General features: G+C 56.7%; 11 protein-coding genes. 5 read left to right on the top strand and 6 right to left on the bottom strand.

The window, feature by feature from the left end; genetic code table 11:
* Positions 1-59: 59 nt before the first annotated feature.
* On the bottom strand, positions 60-866 hold the full coding sequence (locus ACZ1JM_RS04100; protein WP_465131856.1) for an SDR family NAD(P)-dependent oxidoreductase: 807 nt from the start codon (positions 864-866) through the stop codon (positions 60-62).
* 143 nt (positions 867-1,009) lie between these two features.
* Between ACZ1JM_RS04100 and ACZ1JM_RS04095 the strand changes: the two genes are divergently transcribed.
* Positions 1,010-1,771: an SDR family NAD(P)-dependent oxidoreductase gene (locus tag ACZ1JM_RS04095; protein WP_465132577.1), complete on the top strand. Its 762-nt coding sequence runs from the start codon at positions 1,010-1,012 to the stop codon at positions 1,769-1,771.
* Positions 1,772-1,828: 57 nt separating this feature from the next.
* Here ACZ1JM_RS04095 and ACZ1JM_RS04090 read toward each other — a convergent pair whose 3' ends face one another.
* On the bottom strand, positions 1,829-2,557 hold the full coding sequence (locus tag ACZ1JM_RS04090; RefSeq protein ID WP_465131855.1) for an SDR family NAD(P)-dependent oxidoreductase: 729 nt from the start codon (positions 2,555-2,557) through the stop codon (positions 1,829-1,831).
* Complete coding sequence (locus ACZ1JM_RS04085; RefSeq protein WP_465131854.1) at positions 2,554-3,567, bottom strand: NADP-dependent oxidoreductase; 1,014 nt, start codon at positions 3,565-3,567, stop codon at positions 2,554-2,556. The genes ACZ1JM_RS04090 and ACZ1JM_RS04085 overlap by 4 nt, the downstream gene beginning before the upstream one ends.
* Positions 3,568-3,719: 152 nt before the next feature.
* On the opposite strand from ACZ1JM_RS04085, the gene ACZ1JM_RS04080 reads away from it, so the two are divergent.
* Complete coding sequence (locus ACZ1JM_RS04080) at positions 3,720-6,035, top strand: TonB-dependent receptor (protein WP_465131853.1); 2,316 nt, start codon at positions 3,720-3,722, stop codon at positions 6,033-6,035.
* An 84-nt stretch (positions 6,036-6,119) separates the two neighbouring features.
* A complete protein-coding gene (locus tag ACZ1JM_RS04075) occupies positions 6,120-6,884 on the top strand; it encodes an SDR family NAD(P)-dependent oxidoreductase (protein WP_465131852.1) in 765 nt (254 codons plus the stop codon).
* Between the two features lie 253 nt (positions 6,885-7,137).
* On the opposite strand, the gene ACZ1JM_RS04070 is transcribed toward ACZ1JM_RS04075, so the two are convergent.
* Positions 7,138-8,109, bottom strand: coding sequence for a ParB/RepB/Spo0J family partition protein (locus ACZ1JM_RS04070; protein ID WP_465131851.1), 972 nt, complete (start codon positions 8,107-8,109; stop codon positions 7,138-7,140).
* 163 nt (positions 8,110-8,272) lie between these two features.
* On the bottom strand, positions 8,273-9,490 hold the full coding sequence (locus ACZ1JM_RS04065; protein WP_465132576.1) for an AAA family ATPase: 1,218 nt from the start codon (positions 9,488-9,490) through the stop codon (positions 8,273-8,275).
* Positions 9,491-10,015: 525 nt separating this feature from the next.
* Here ACZ1JM_RS04065 and ACZ1JM_RS04060 point away from each other — a divergent pair.
* Both ACZ1JM_RS04060 and ACZ1JM_RS04055 read left to right on the top strand, forming a co-directional pair.
* Positions 10,016-11,314 carry a replication protein RepA gene (locus ACZ1JM_RS04060; RefSeq protein ID WP_465131850.1) on the top strand — a complete coding sequence of 433 codons (1,299 nt, stop codon included), beginning with the start codon at positions 10,016-10,018 and terminating at the stop codon, positions 11,312-11,314.
* Between the two features lie 387 nt (positions 11,315-11,701).
* Positions 11,702-12,712 carry a response regulator gene (locus tag ACZ1JM_RS04055; RefSeq protein ID WP_465131849.1) on the top strand — a complete coding sequence of 337 codons (1,011 nt, stop codon included), beginning with the start codon at positions 11,702-11,704 and terminating at the stop codon, positions 12,710-12,712.
* Between the two features lie 41 nt (positions 12,713-12,753).
* On the opposite strand, the gene ACZ1JM_RS04050 is transcribed toward ACZ1JM_RS04055, so the two are convergent.
* Positions 12,754-14,535, bottom strand: coding sequence for a sensor domain-containing diguanylate cyclase (locus tag ACZ1JM_RS04050; RefSeq protein ID WP_465132575.1), 1,782 nt, complete (start codon positions 14,533-14,535; stop codon positions 12,754-12,756).
* Positions 14,536-14,563 lie beyond the last annotated feature (28 nt).

Here is a 14,563-nt window from a genome sequence, read left to right as displayed (position 1 = left end):
GCGGCGGCGGCATCTTTTCGGGATGCCGCCGCCGGCCCCTTCCTCCCCAGGAACGAAACTCAGGAACCGCTCATGGCGGATGCGACGGCGGCGTCAATCTCTGATTTCATGGGATTGCGGCGCAGGGTTAAACCGCCGTTCACCTGCAGGTTCTCGCCCGTCATGAAGCACTCGTCGCTGGATAGCCAAACGACGGCGGCGGCAATATCGTCGCTGGTGCCGATCCGGCCGAGCGGGTAGCCCGCCAGGAAGGCGTCGAACAGCCCGGGGACCTGCTTGGCATCGGAGGTCATAGGCGTGTCGGTCAAACCGGGGGAAATCGAATTTGCGCGGATCCCCTCGCTTCCGAATTCGTGGGCAACGCAGCGGATCACGTGGTCGGCACCGGCCTTGGTACCCATGTAGGCGGCGTGGTCGTTCAGCATGATCGTGGCCGTCGCGGAACTGATCTGGATGATCGAACCGCCCTGCCCTCCCCGGCTGCGCGCCATCTTGGCAACCATGGCCTGATAGAACTCGAACGGACCGACATACTGCAGCATCGTCATCGCCATCAGTTCATCGTGCGTGGTTTCCAGGAAACCCTTGAGCAGTCCCCAGCCGGTAGCGTTGACGGCTATGTCGATGCCACCAAGAGACTGCGTCGCGCGGTCGGCTAGCAGGTTGACGCTCGCCTGATCGGTCAGGTCGCACGTTGCCCAAGCGCATTTGTTGCGGTCGGCAAAATCGGCGAGCACGTCTTCCTTGCGTCCTGAGACAAGAACACTGGCGCCCTCTTCCATCAGGCGCCTGGCGATATGCTGGCCCATATTATCCGGGCTGCTCGCCCCGAGAATTACCGCACGCTTGCCTTCCAGCCGTCCCATACCACGTTCCTTATCGTTTACCCCGCCATCGCTAGCACGCCGTGATTGCGTGTATTCCTGATCAAACTAATAGTGGCTTCCCCGTCATCGAGCGCCGAAAGCACCATGGCACAAAACGCAGCGTAAGGCAGAGGAGCTATACAATGGATCTCGGACTGAAAGGCCTTAAGGCCATCCTCGTGGGCGCAAACGGTGGCATCGGTCGCGTCGTCGCCCGCGTGCTTGCCGCTGAAGGCTGTGACGTCGCCATTTGCGGACGTTCGCAAGGCAAGGTCGACAATGTACTGTCGGAGATCGGCGCGGCAGGCGTGAAAAGCTATGGTGAAGCACTTGATGTAACGCAGGCCGAAGCGGTCCCAGCATTCGTTGAAAAGGCTGCCGAGTCGCTTGGGGGATGTGATATCTTCATCAGCTTCACCTCGATCAACATGGGAGAAGATTCTGACGCTGGCTGGGAAGCGGTTATGCAATCCGATATTCTACCCTTGCGTCGAGGTGTCGCTGCAGCGCGTCCGTTACTTGCAAAGTCGGACAACGCTTCAATCGTATGCCTCAGCTCGACCGGAGCGGTCGAGGAGTTCATGGGTCCGCAGCCCTATAATGCTCTGAAGGCTGCAATCATGAATTATTCGTCCTCGTTGTCGCAGGCGTTCGCAGGCGAAGGGATACGGGTAAATTGTATCACTCCCGGTCCGATTATGACTGATGATGGCCCGTGGCCGAAGATCAAAGAAGCCATGCCCGATTTCTATCAGGGGACGCTTTCAAATATACCTGCAGGTCGTTTCACGACAGGTGAGGAACTTGCGAAAGCAATTGCATTCGTCGTTTCGCCGGCTTGCAAAGGAATGACCGGGGCAAATATCGTTATCGACGGCGGTATGACCAAGCGCACCCAGTTCTAAGAGACACTCCAAGCTTTCAATTCGGCGGCGGACTTCATCGGAAAGTCCGCCGCTTTTTCAATGCCGCACCATTGCGCCGCCATCCACCCAGATGCCGTGGCCCGAAACGAACCGGGCATCGTCGCTGCACAGGAAAGCCACCACGTCGGCAATGTCCTGCGGTCTGCCGAGCCGGCGAAGCGGCGCTTTCCCTTCCCAGAATGTGCGATATTCCGGCATGTCCGTGAAGGCAGGCGCAGTCATCGGCGTTTCGATGGCGCCCGGTTGGACGCATGTTGCGGTCACGCCAAATGGCCCAAGTTCTGCCGCAACAGACTTGGTGAAGCCCAGTACCGCATGCTTAGAGGCAGCATAAGCACTCAGCCCTTCATCCCCGAAGGTGGAGGTGGTCGATCCGATCGTTACAATCCGCCCGTTTCCATGCGCCTTGAGATACGGCGTCGCTTCGCGGATGAGGCGAAATACCGCGATCAGGTTTACCTCCATCACGCGAAGGAAATAGGCATCGTCGTGCGCCTCCAGCGGATGGAACGCGCTGATGCCCGCGCAAGGGACCACGATGTCCAACCCGTCCATTCGTTCGACCGCCGCCCCTATCAGGCGGGCATTCGCATCGGCTTCGGTAAGGTCTGCGGGGAAATCTACCTCGCCCTGAATGTCGGCAGTGAAAACCTGCGCGCCATCAGCTGAAAGCCGGGCCGCAACTGCTTGTCCAATACCTGAAGCAGCGCCCGTCACCACCGCGCGGCGTCCGTGCAACCTATCTTGCGGGCGTGTTATGCTCATGCGATTTTCAACACGAGTTTGCCGGTATTGGCGCCCGAGAAAAGGCGCATGAAGGCGTCGTAGGCATTCTCCAGCCCCTCCTGCACATCCTCGTCCGCACGCAGTTTGCCTTCGCCAAGCCACTTTGCCATCTGCGCCCCGCCCTCGGCGAAACGATCAGCATAATCGGCGATCAGGAAACCGTGGATCGTGGCGCGACGGGCCAGGATTTGCCACAGGTTGCGTAGTCCGAGCTTCTCCGGGGAATTGTATTCGGAAATCAGTCCGCACAACACAATGCGCGCGTGATGAGCCAGCGCGAATACTTCAGCTTCCATTACCGGTCCGCCGACGTTCTCGAACACCACGTTCACGCCATTGGGAGCGGCATTGCAAATTGCCGAGACAAGCGCCCCGTGATCCTTGCCTTTGTAATCGATAGCTTCATCAAACCCGTAATCTTCGATCAGGCGGCGACACTTGTCCGCGCCGCCGGCAATGCCGATGACGCGGCAGCCCATGATCTTGCCGATTTGTCCCACGGCAGACCCGACCGCACCAGCTGCACCCGATACGAGAAGTGTCTCACCGGGTTGCGGCTTGGCGACTTCGGACAACCCGAAATACGCGGTAAGCCCCACTGCCCCCAGCGCGGACAAGTAGTTCGACGGGGAAGCCACCGCGTCAATATCGATTGGCATAGTAAAGCCGCCGGGCATCACTGCTGAGTAATCCTCAAGCGCATTCAGGCCCATCACCCATTGGCCCGCTTTGAAGTCCGGATTTTCCGACGCGTGGACCACGCCCACCGTCGTTGCACGTACAGGATCGCCCAGCGGGATGGGCGGCATGTAGCTTTCCGCGTCGTCCATCCAGCCACGCTGCGCAGGATCCAATGACGCGTAATGATTTCGTACGACCATTCCACCTGCCGGAGGTATCGGCAAGGGCGCGTGTACGAGCGAAAAATCGTCCGGCACCGGAGCGCCATCGGGCCGCCGCGCGAGCAGAAAACGCCGGTTATCGGCCATGGTATCGATCTCCCATTATCAGGGTGCAACTGCTCGAACTTCCTCCGCTCGAACGCACCTGTGCAAAGCAACAGGTAGGCGTTTTCACAAACAGATGCATAGTGAACACGCAACGACGATCGCCGGTTAGCGATCGCACGGGAGGGAAATCGATGACATCCGCATGTTCTCGCGGAGCGTGGAAAACCACGCTCATCAAAGTCGCTTTGGCATCCAGCGCCCTCACCGGCATTTCAGATGCGGCTTTCGCTCAGGAAGCGTCGGCCACGCCGGAAACCATTGCACCAAACCCTGACGAGATCATCGTTTCGGCTCGCCGCCGGTCGGAAACTCTGCAGGAAACCCCAATCGCGATCACCGCGATAAGCGCAGCAATGCTTGAGAACAAGGCTTCGGCGAATATCGGCGATCTTCAAGGCGCCGCCCCGGGCCTGCTCATCACGCAGCAGAATTCGGGCGCACAGGCTGCCAACATCTCGATCCGCGGCCTTACGTATGCCGACGTGGAAAAGTCGCAAACGCCAACGGTCGGCGTAGTTGTCGACGGCGTTACGATCGGGACCAATACGGGCCAGCTTCAGGACGCCTTCGACATTGCACAGATCGAAGTACTGCGCGGTCCACAAGGTACGCTATTCGGCGCCAATACGATCGGCGGCGTCATCAATATTACCCGAACCAAGCCGACCATGGAGCCCGGTGGCAAAGCTGAATTTACCTATGGTCGCTGGAATACCTGGGCCGGCAAGGCCATCGTCAATTACGGTGATGGCTCGACCTGGGGCATCAAGGGCTGGTATTTCCATAACGAAAGCGATGGCTTCTACCGTAACGCCATCCGCAACACCCGTGCGGGCGGCAGCAAGGCCGACAGCTATGGCGGCAGCCTGCTGTTCCAGCCTGCCGGCACCGGATTCGACGCGCAGCTAACCGTCGAGAACGTCGTCCAAAGCTTTGAGCCAGTAGTGAGCACTCTGACCAACAGTACAGAACTTTTTTGCAATCTACAGAACGAAAATGAAGAATTCGTCGTTCCTCGAAACCAATGCAATCGAAACAATACGACCGATCTATATACGGTATTCACTTCTCCCGCTAAAAGCAAGTATCGTGCGCCAAACGCTACTCTTCAGATGAATTACGATCTGGGAGGCATAAAGCTGTCTTCGATTACCGGCTGGCGCCACAGCAAAGAGGCCCAGACTCAGGACTTCGATGGCACTTCGGCAGACTTGTACTATGCCGATCGCATCCAACGTTACACGCAATGGAGCCAGGAACTTCGGGCTGCCGGAAACCTTTTTCAAGGCTTCGACTATGTCGTTGGCGGATTCTATTTTAACTCAAAGTATAGCCTTACGCAGTGGACTCGATTCTTGGGCTTTAATCCGGCCCTCGATCCAAGGATTTTCGATAAGAACCCACAGACCAATATTGGCAAAACCACCAGCTACGCTTTCTTCGGGGACTTCAACTGGGCATTTGCGGACAACTGGCGCCTGTCCTTCGGTGGTCGCTGGTCTCATGATAACAAGAAACTCACCAATAGCTTCGCCCAGGCTGGCCTGATCGGGTCGGGTGACGCAAACTTCACCAAGTTTACGCCAAAGGTTGGTATCGACTATCGTCCGAATAGCGACGTGATGCTCTATGCCAGCTGGTCTCGTGGCTATCGTTCGGGCGGATTCAGCCCGCGCGCCGCGACGGCTGCTACGGCAAGCACGCCTTTCCAGCCCGAAACGGTCGACGCGTATGAAATCGGCGCGAAGCTTGCGGCCTTTGACCGCAAGCTGGAGATTAATCTGGCCGGCTACGTGTCTGACTACAAGAACATGCAGCAGAACCTGACCGTTCCTGGTGGCCCCGTCGGCAACCAGACGATCACTGGTAACGTCCCCGGTGGTGCTATCATCAAAGGCATCGAAATGGACGGCAGCCTGCGGATCACACCGCAGCTACGCCTGACGACATCTGCGGCCTACATGAAATCGCATTTCCGTAACTTCGTGGTCGGTGGCGCATTCGGCACCGCGATCGTTCCGTTCGACTACTCGGCCAATCGCCTGATCTACGCTCCAAAGTTCACGGCTTCGCTTGGCGCCGAATATGAGCAGCCCACCAGCTTCGGTTCGGTCATCGCCACGGCCGGATGGCGCCACATCAGTCCCTACGACGAGCAGATTTCCCAGAACTCACTCACGCCGGTTACCGATGCCAATGGTGCGGTGACACGCGTGATCGTCAATGGGAATGACTCTCGCGTACGGACGACGACACAGGATCTGGTCGATGCCAGCCTGACGTTCAACTTCGACGTCGGCGACAAGGAAGCTTACTTCCGCGTATTCGGGCGCAATCTGGCTAATGAAAAGACTACAACGCACGCCTTCACGGTTGCTGGCCTATTCTCGTTCGGCATGGCCCTGGAGCCCCGGACTTACGGAGCAACAGTCGGCGTAAAGTTCTGACATTATTCGCCTTTTCGGCGTTGACACGGGGGTGTCTGGCTATTTCTCGCCGGGCACCCTTCCCTTTTGAAAAGGAGTAGCACTATGGGTCGTCTTGAAGGAAAGATCGCGCTGGTCACCGGGGCCGGCAATTCGCGTGGCCTGGGTGCTGCAACAGCGCAGCGCTTCGCTGAAGAAGGCGCCTTTGTCTACATCACCGATCTGGATCGAAATGGCGCCCAATCAGTAGCAGACGCAATTACCGCCGAGGGCGGCAAAGCGGACGCCCTCCCCCATGATGTGAGCAGCGAAGCCTCCTGGGACGAGGTCATCGCTACGATTCAGCAAGGTCATGGCCGGTTGGACGTCCTGGTCAACAACGCGGGCATCGCTGTTCTCAAGCCATTGGCTGAATTGACCGCAGCGGACTGGGAAAAGCAGAATAAAGTGAATCTCGATAGCGTGTTCTACGGCACTCAACGAGCGGTCGCGCTGATGCGCAAAGTTGGTCAGGGCGGATCAATCGTGAATCTCTCCTCGATCGCTGGCTTGGTGGGCGTGCCGATGTGTGGGGCCTACGCAGCGGCAAAAGGCGGAGTACGGCTATTTTCAAAAGTTGTAGCGCAGGAATGTGCATCTGACAATATACGGTGCAATTCGGTCCATCCCGGCATGATTGAAACCGCCATGCAAGACGTGGCACGACGCGACAACCCTGAGGGGTTCAAGGATTTGGTCAGCGGCATACCGATGCGTCGCATGGGAAGCCCGCTCGATATTGCCAACATGAACCTCTTCCTCGCGTCCGACGAATCCGGATACATCACCGGTTGTGAATTCGTCGTCGACGGTGGGGTTACATCGATGTGAAATTATGCGGCGCACTTCGTTGCGAGTGCGCCGCGATCGTCCGCCCTTTCATAGAGCACCAAATCTAAGACTAGCGCTGCTTTTTGTACCATCGCCGAGGAAATGTTGCCGGAAATGCCCCTTAGAAGGCCGATACGGCCCCTCCCCTTACCCCGTTATGCCGAGGTCGCAGAGAGCGCCTCAGAAGCCTCCTAGAGCACTTTCACCTCTACCTCGTCTATGATGCCCCATAACTTGGTCAATCATCGGTAGGTTAGAGCAATGATCGGATGGCGGTTATAATCTCTTCGACATCGGCACCCGAATTTGGCGACACGCGCAGCGCCAGTCCGCTGCGGGCTGAATGCGTATAGCGTAGCATCACCTTTCCGTTGGCCGCCTTCACCACCGCTTCCTTCGCCCTGCTTTCGGGTTGTTCAAGAGTTGATTTAACCAACCGCTTCGCGACTTCCGCGCCGCCCAGCCGCGTCCCAAGGTCGGCCCTCTCTCGCACGATCGCCCTTCCCTCTGCTGCCATAAGCGCAAGCGCGCGGGGATCACCGGCAAGAGGCTTGATATCACGCGCAACACGAACCGTTATGTCATGGGTGTCTGCAAAAGCTTGGGTGATCGTGTCAGGCAACCGCGCTACATCCAGAAGCCGGCTGAGCCATGAACGCGATATCTTGAGGTGCTCTGCCATTTCACTTTGCGAGCCATCATAGAACTCTTCTAACGCTCGCATGTATTCCTTGGCGCGCTCCCAATCGGAAATATCTTTTCTGGAGCGATTTTCGATGTCTGAAACTCTGAAAGCTTCTTCATCGGACACATGCTGGATCGTAACGAGGTAATCGAACTCGGGGTGATGGTGCTCACGCAGCCATTGCACCGTCCACCAGCGTCGCACGCCAGCGATGATCTCAAAGTCATGGTCGGGGTCGTTCTGAAGCCTGCGAACAATAGCCGGGATGCGCTGCTTCTTTGCTGACAAAAAAGCATCGATCAGATCTCTGCATGTCTCGTCGTTGAGATGATCAATGTCGCGGTTGTGCAATCGCCACGGACGACACCTAGCCGGGTCAACCCACTCCGTTCTGTCCGTTACCACCTTCCCCGTCGCTAGTCTGGCCAGTGTCTGACTGCGACTTGCCATGATGCTTTCCGACGGAGCAGAAGCATCCAGCTCAGCATCATCGAGGCCTTCGGTAAGGCTGCTTCCGAACCCACGATTGCCCTTACTCATTCTCAAATTCCTCGCACGAGTCTACGCGATCAGCTTGTTGCCACGTGGCAACCGTCAAGTCACACAATCGAAAAACCATCGAGTCACGCCCAATTTGCCGTGCAGCTGAAAATAATTAAGTGATTGAATATAAACGGTTTACGCCGCGTTGCCACGTGGCAACTCATGTCACTTTACCGGCTTTGCTTTGCCAAGTCCGGAGCACGTCTTGCTCAATGTCATAGCACACCTCGTTCAAAAACCGCACGCAGCGGTTATGTACCTCGTGTGATGTTACGGGCCGATCCAGCTCGTAGACTGTCTTCATCCGGGAGCTGGCGTTGTCGATCTCCGCGCTCACCTTCAGTACTGAATTGATCATGGAGCCGCCAAACACCTGCCTCATCATCGACAGTATCTCGCGATGCATCGACTTGCTGTCGTCGACCCGGCTACCGACCATTCGGATGAAATTGTATGCCGGCCGCACCCTGCCCCCCAGCTGTTCGAGCTGCTTCATTGTTGTTCTAGCCATGTCGATGAACGAGACCGTGGACGCGAAATCGATGACACTGGGCGGGGCGGGTATCACCATTGCATTGGCCGCCTGAAGAACGGCCATGGATACCATCCCGAGCGCGGGAGGGGGGTCCATGATGACAATATCATAATCATCGACAACGGTATCGATGGCGCGCGCGATCAGGTCGATAACATCGAAACTCTGGTTCTGGGCGAGATACCCGGCAATCTCATACTCCAGATTATAGAGCTTGAGATTGGCAGGTATCAGATCCAACCCATGGAAATGGGTTTTTCGAATGATCGATCGCACGCCTAAAAGCTCAGGATTGTGGAAGTGCCCATACAGCGTGTCTTCCTCGGTCAGATCGACATCCGGCCGATATCCGAACATCATCGTCGAGCTTGCCTGACTATCACAGTCGATGAAAAGCACGCGGTAGCCGCGAATGGCGAAGTGTTGAGCCAGATGCAGCGCCAGGGTCGACTTGCCCACGCCACCCTTAAAATTTGAGATGGATATGATCGCCGGCACATCCTCCGGCGCCCGCCAGGGACGCGTACCGAACACAGCGCGCATGTGATCGAGTTCTTCCAAGGTGTATTGGACACGGTGCCCGGATGCAGTTCGATCGCGCGGCGGCAGTCTGCCATCACGTTCCGCTTCCCTGATAGCCGATGCAGTTCGACCAACCAAAGACGCTGCTTTAGAGATTGCGAACGACGGGCCAACCTTGCTCCCCGTTTCCGGATCAAGCGCACCGTCGCGAATGCGTTTCAGGATGGTGAGTGCCTTGCGGTGGAGGAGATCCAGATTATCGCCAAGAAGATCGTCGCCGGTTGGGATCGACAGGGCAGGGGAGGGGGGTATAGTCGCCATAAATACCAGTCTTGTAGGGTTCACCTCCATTTATACCCGCGTTGGAGGTTTCAGGCAACGTATTGGCCACCAACATTCCAAATTGACCGATGATCATCGAGTCCTTTTATACTAACAGCGTTATCTGGATGGTGCCAAAGCTAGCAATAGACCTTAATCGCACGGTCATGTCTGGCCATTGACAGATCATGATCAACCACTTTCGAGCGCGGTGCGCTGCCATTTTTTCGCGAATCGATGATCTCAGTGCGAAACGATGAAACCGGTGCGGCGGGCCGATGATTTGCGAGCCAAAACACCGATGATCTGCGAGCGCTAAACCTATAATAGGAATCCTAATCACTTATCCGATACCGGCATCGGCTTGAATTTCATTTTGAAAGCCTTCAGCACCGAGATCATCGGTAAATTTGTAGGTTTGAAGACAAGAACACCGTTGAAACTGCCAAGAGGCTTGCAACCTGCGCCAAAACCTGTTGTCTGGACCGGACAAACAAGGCCTGAGTCGGGGCGAGACAGGGTTGTATGAAGAGCGACGATAGCAACAAACCGATCGGCCACCAGTATGCTTTGGCAATGCTTGATGGCGGTGAAGACAGCGTTCGTTCGGTAGCGCTCAGGGCCGGGTCTCAACTGACCATGGACGCGTTCATGCGTGTTCAAGACGAAGAACCAGTGCCCGCATTTCTGCATTCAGCTTTGTGCGCCATGTCGCTGCCGACCAAACGGCCCAAGGATGAAACGCAGCCCATCCTGCGCGAAGATGGCAAGTACGCGTTGGCAATTAACCCACGCCCTGTGCTGATGAACGTGGACGGTAAGCCTGTTTTGAAGAGCCTTGGGGTCCCGTATGGGGCATACCCGCGAGTTGCGCTCATTTACCTCCTCTCACAGGCCGTTACGAAACGATCCAGAGACGTGTACCTTGGTCGCAATTTCACTGAGTGGATGCGGCGCCTTGGCTACCAGACGGTGTCCTATGGACCTCGCGGCACCGCCAATCGGATGAAGGAGCAGGTGGACCGGCTTCTGGCCTGCGAGTGGCAGATTCGTTGGGACGGGACCGAGGCCGACGACAACGCCTTCGCCGTTCGGGACGTCAAGATTTCGAACGAATATGCCGGATCGCTGGACAAAAACGGGTCCTTTGCCCGCGAGATACGCATGTCAGAGGTATTCTATAGCCACCTTGTTGAACATGCGGTGCCGCTGAATGAAGTCGCTATCCGCGAGCTGAAAGGCACACCGACCGCGCTCGACCTCTACACCTACCTTGCTTATCGGTTACCTCGCATCACTAGTGACAAGGGCCAGACCATTTCATGGGATCAGCTCGCGCGCCATCTCGGAAACGAGTCTGACAACAAACGCTTTCGGCAGACAGTGCGCGAAACCATGCAATTGGTGTCTGCCGTTTATCCCAACGCGAACGTCGATCTGTCTGGTCGAAAAGTCGTACTAAATCCGTCTCCTGCGCCGCTTGAGCGAAAACTGGTGGGCCATCACCTTCGTCTCGTCGGAGCACCAGCCAGCGAAAAGGCACCGAGATCATCGGTGGCAACGCCTGGGCAACTTGGCCAGCCAACGGCTTCTGAACTGCTTGCATTTCCTTCTGGGAGCCTCAGTTTCGGAACGCGTGAAGCGGCGTTCCGCAAGATTGGCGTAGACAAGGGTCATCCGTGGTCTGTTGATCATATGGCGGACGCATTTCGTGCCGGTTTCCCAGGAATATCTCGCCAACGCAGCGAAACGGAGTGGCTTCGGGTGTGGGACTCGTTCGTCGTGAGCTATGCCAAACGTAGATCGAAGTCCGAGATTGAATGACCGATGATGTGAGAGCCAAACATCTACGCTTGAAGTTTCCATGTCGCCTTTTCGCGTAGGCCTTCGGCTAACGTGGCCACATTTGCCGGCCTGAAACCAATCCCAAAGCAAGATCGCAAATCACGCTTCAAACGAACTGCCATCGCCGTTTGGTGATGGCATTCGCCGCTATAACAGGATGTGTGACCCATATCTCATACAGTCACAACCATCAGTCTCACCTGAAATATAATTCGGCCTATTTATCAGCATCTTAAGCCGAAATTTCAAATGATGATCTAGGGAAAGAGCAAGGTGGTTGCATTTCTTTGTATAGGTATGCAACAACATCCGTCGGAAGTGTGATATATATATGTATTCGCGGACAATTATTGGCGGGGCTATGCGATGCCTGAAAATTGGCGAGCAAGATTAGAATCCACGTCGGGTCCAATTGCAAAAGATGACGAGGCTGAATTCTTACCGATTCACCAAAGCAGTTCGTTCGTAAAAAGCGATAAGCACGATCATTCGACGCCTTTTAACCCGCTGGAACCGATATTAATTGTCGATGATGACATACATTGGGAACAATCCTGTTCTTTTAGTTTACGGCAAATGGGGTACGCGCCATTTATTGCCAAAAGCTCGGGCGAGGCACTCGATTTATTCCTTGCCCATAGCGTGTCCATCGCCATCATCGATTACAGCCTGCAAGGTCTCGATGGTGTTTCGCTCGTCAAGAAGATGGAGGAACTGTCGCAACAGCAAGGACGCCAACTGCGGTTCATCATGGCCGCTGGCAATGCGACCAAGGACGTGGCCGTCGAGGCAATTCGCGCATCGGCAGTAGATTTTCTCGAAAAGCCGATAACAGATGCCGATCTGCGGCGTGCCCTCCAACGCGCAGGCGCGGCAGCACCGTCATCGAGTGTCGCCGAAGCGCTACTGGATAAAATCGCTCTTCTGAGCGTAGAGCTTCAGCGGTTTGCCCGTGTGTTGGACGATGGAGCTAACGAGACAAAGCCGATAGCAAGAGAAGCAACGGTCGCTCCTCGAAATGCGTCGGACATACCGCTGTCGGCGTTGACTGGCTTCATCCGCGACCTGCTTCGTAAAGAAACGAGGCGGCGCCAGATCGGTGGCGGCGAATTGTTTGGTGACCCTGCGTGGGCGATGCTTCTGGACCTCTTGTTGGCGAAGATAGAAGGTCGCAGGGTGTCGGTGTCGAGCGCCTGCATAGCCTCTGGCGCACCGATGAGCACCGCGCTCCGTCTTGTTCGACGGCTGGTGGATGACAAGGTTTTGACGCGGCTACCTGACGAGCACGACCGTCGTCGGCATTTCTTGGTGGTCAACTCAAAATTCGAAGATCCGCTCGTGGAATATCTGAAAGAACAATTCAGCCAGGAAAAATAGGTCGCGAAAAGGCACCGAGATCATCGGTGGTTTTTCGTCGCTCAGGCTGCCAGCGCTTCTGATCGCGGATCAAGGACAACCCGGTTTCTGCCGCTTTTCTTGGCGTCATACAGCGCCGCGTCTGCCGCCTTTATCAGCGAAGAGCCGTCGCGATCCATGGCTTCATCCAGAGTGGCGATGCCGAACGACATTGTCATAGATCCAAGAGTACGTCCGCCTTGCTGGACAGTGAGTTCGCTGATGGCCTGGCGAACCGCCTCGACCCGGCTAGCCAGCACTACTGCCGTTGTCCCTGGTGCGATGATGGTGAACTCCTCGCCCCCGAAGCGGCAGATCACGTCTCCGTCCCGGAAGCGGGTGCGCATTTCCGCTGCGACTACCTGAAGGACGGCATCGCCGGCATCGTGGCCGAACTCATCGTTGAAACGCTTGAAATGGTCAATGTCGCACATGACAACGCTCAGCGGTACGCCGGAGCGATTGGAACGTGCGATTTCCAGCGCGAGAGTTTCCTCCATATAGCGGCGATTGAAGAGGCCGGTGAGGGGGTCGCGGATGGTTTGTTCACGAAGGCCACGCTGCAGGCGATGGTTTAGCAGGGCGGAAGCGATGTTTTCGGTGAGGACGGTGAGGCGGAATCGGTTCTCGACCCCGACCACGCCCTTCAGATAGAGCACGCCGATGACCTCACCGCCTGCGAGCAAGGGTTCGCAATGGTAGTGGTGCATTTCCTCGCCGACATGCGCACAGACGATGTCCGAGCCTGGATCGACCACGAAATGGCTCTGTCCTCGGCGCAATGCCCAGCACTGGTCCGGTGCAAAACCCGAGGCCGCCACGTCCAGTCCGCCCCAGGCCGCGATCGGGACTAGGAGGTTACGGGAATTGTTGTGCGCATAGAGCGCGCCTGGGATTTCCGGCAGCACTCGGGGTACGAAAACCCTGATGATCGCGGCGAGTTCATCGTCCGTGCGTGCCGCCTGCATTCGATGAGCCATACCGCCCAGAAGCTCGATCACTTCGCCTCGTTCGCGCAGGACCTCGGTATTTCGACTAAGTTCGAGGTTGGCGATCCGCAGGCGCTCTTCGCTATCCACCTGATCGGCGACTGCATTTTCGAGTTCGAAGGCCATCGCGTTGTAGCCGCTGGCAAGGCGTTTGAACTCGCTGGAATCCATATCGGTGATGACCCGCGCGGATCGTTCGCCAGCGCCAAGTCTGCCCATCACGGACATCATTTCATCGACAGGGCGCCGGATCCGCCGGATGATTGCGATGGCCATCAAACCGATGGCGATGAGCATGACGGGCGTGCCACCGAACACCAGCCAGCGGATATAGTTCAACCGTTTTTCGACCGCCTGAGTACGCGCGACCGAGAGCGCCCGCTCTTCGTTCAGAAGATCGTCGATCCTAGCTTCCGCCAATTGCATCAGATTGCGGCCACGGCCTGACGCGGTGGCCGATTGAGCGGCAGAAAAATCATTGATTCGGGTCAATTGCGCAACGCTGGCGATTTCCGCAGCGCGCTGGTCGACAAGCTTCTTGATCTGCAACGCCCGGGCGTTTTGAGCCGGATTGTCACTAGTGAGGGCGAGGGTGCTGCTCGCCGCCTTTTGCGCCGCCGACAACTCCGTCCCGACTTCATCTGCGAATTGCGAATTGCGGGTGAGTGTAAAGCCACGCTGGCCGGATTCGGCCTGCTGCAAATGCTGGAGCGAACTATTGGCCGTCCGTATCACGTCAGCTGAGTGGGTAACCCAATGGAGGCTGCGGTTCATTTGGGCAGCGCCATCGATCAGCATGCCCGCGAGCAATACCATCATCAGACACAGGATAGTGCATAGCACA

This window comes from Novosphingobium sp. BL-S-24, assembly GCF_055521575.1.
Note: the sequence above shows the minus strand (reverse complement) of the source record. Positions and strands in the feature narration are given on the sequence as shown.

Excerpts from the sequence above, each read along its gene's own strand:
- ACZ1JM_RS04100 (WP_465131856.1), bottom strand. The coding sequence starts at position 866 with ATGGGACGGCTGGAAGGCAAGCGTGCGGTAATTCTCGGGGCGAGCAGC.
- ACZ1JM_RS04070 (WP_465131851.1), bottom strand. The coding sequence starts at position 8,109 with ATGAGTAAGGGCAATCGTGGGTTCGGAAGCAGCCTTACCGAAGGCCTC.
- ACZ1JM_RS04095 (WP_465132577.1), top strand. The coding sequence starts at position 1,010 with ATGGATCTCGGACTGAAAGGCCTTAAGGCCATCCTCGTGGGCGCAAAC.
- ACZ1JM_RS04055 (WP_465131849.1), top strand. The coding sequence starts at position 11,702 with ATGCCTGAAAATTGGCGAGCAAGATTAGAATCCACGTCGGGTCCAATT.
- ACZ1JM_RS04090 (WP_465131855.1), bottom strand. The coding sequence starts at position 2,557 with ATGAGCATAACACGCCCGCAAGATAGGTTGCACGGACGCCGCGCGGTG.
- ACZ1JM_RS04050 (WP_465132575.1), bottom strand. The coding sequence starts at position 14,535 with ATGGTATTGCTCGCGGGCATGCTGATCGATGGCGCTGCCCAAATGAAC.
- ACZ1JM_RS04085 (WP_465131854.1), bottom strand. The coding sequence starts at position 3,567 with ATGGCCGATAACCGGCGTTTTCTGCTCGCGCGGCGGCCCGATGGCGCT.
- ACZ1JM_RS04080 (WP_465131853.1), top strand. The coding sequence starts at position 3,720 with ATGACATCCGCATGTTCTCGCGGAGCGTGGAAAACCACGCTCATCAAA.
- ACZ1JM_RS04065 (WP_465132576.1), bottom strand. The coding sequence starts at position 9,490 with ATGGCGACTATACCCCCCTCCCCTGCCCTGTCGATCCCAACCGGCGAC.
- ACZ1JM_RS04060 (WP_465131850.1), top strand. The coding sequence starts at position 10,016 with ATGAAGAGCGACGATAGCAACAAACCGATCGGCCACCAGTATGCTTTG.
- ACZ1JM_RS04075 (WP_465131852.1), top strand. The coding sequence starts at position 6,120 with ATGGGTCGTCTTGAAGGAAAGATCGCGCTGGTCACCGGGGCCGGCAAT.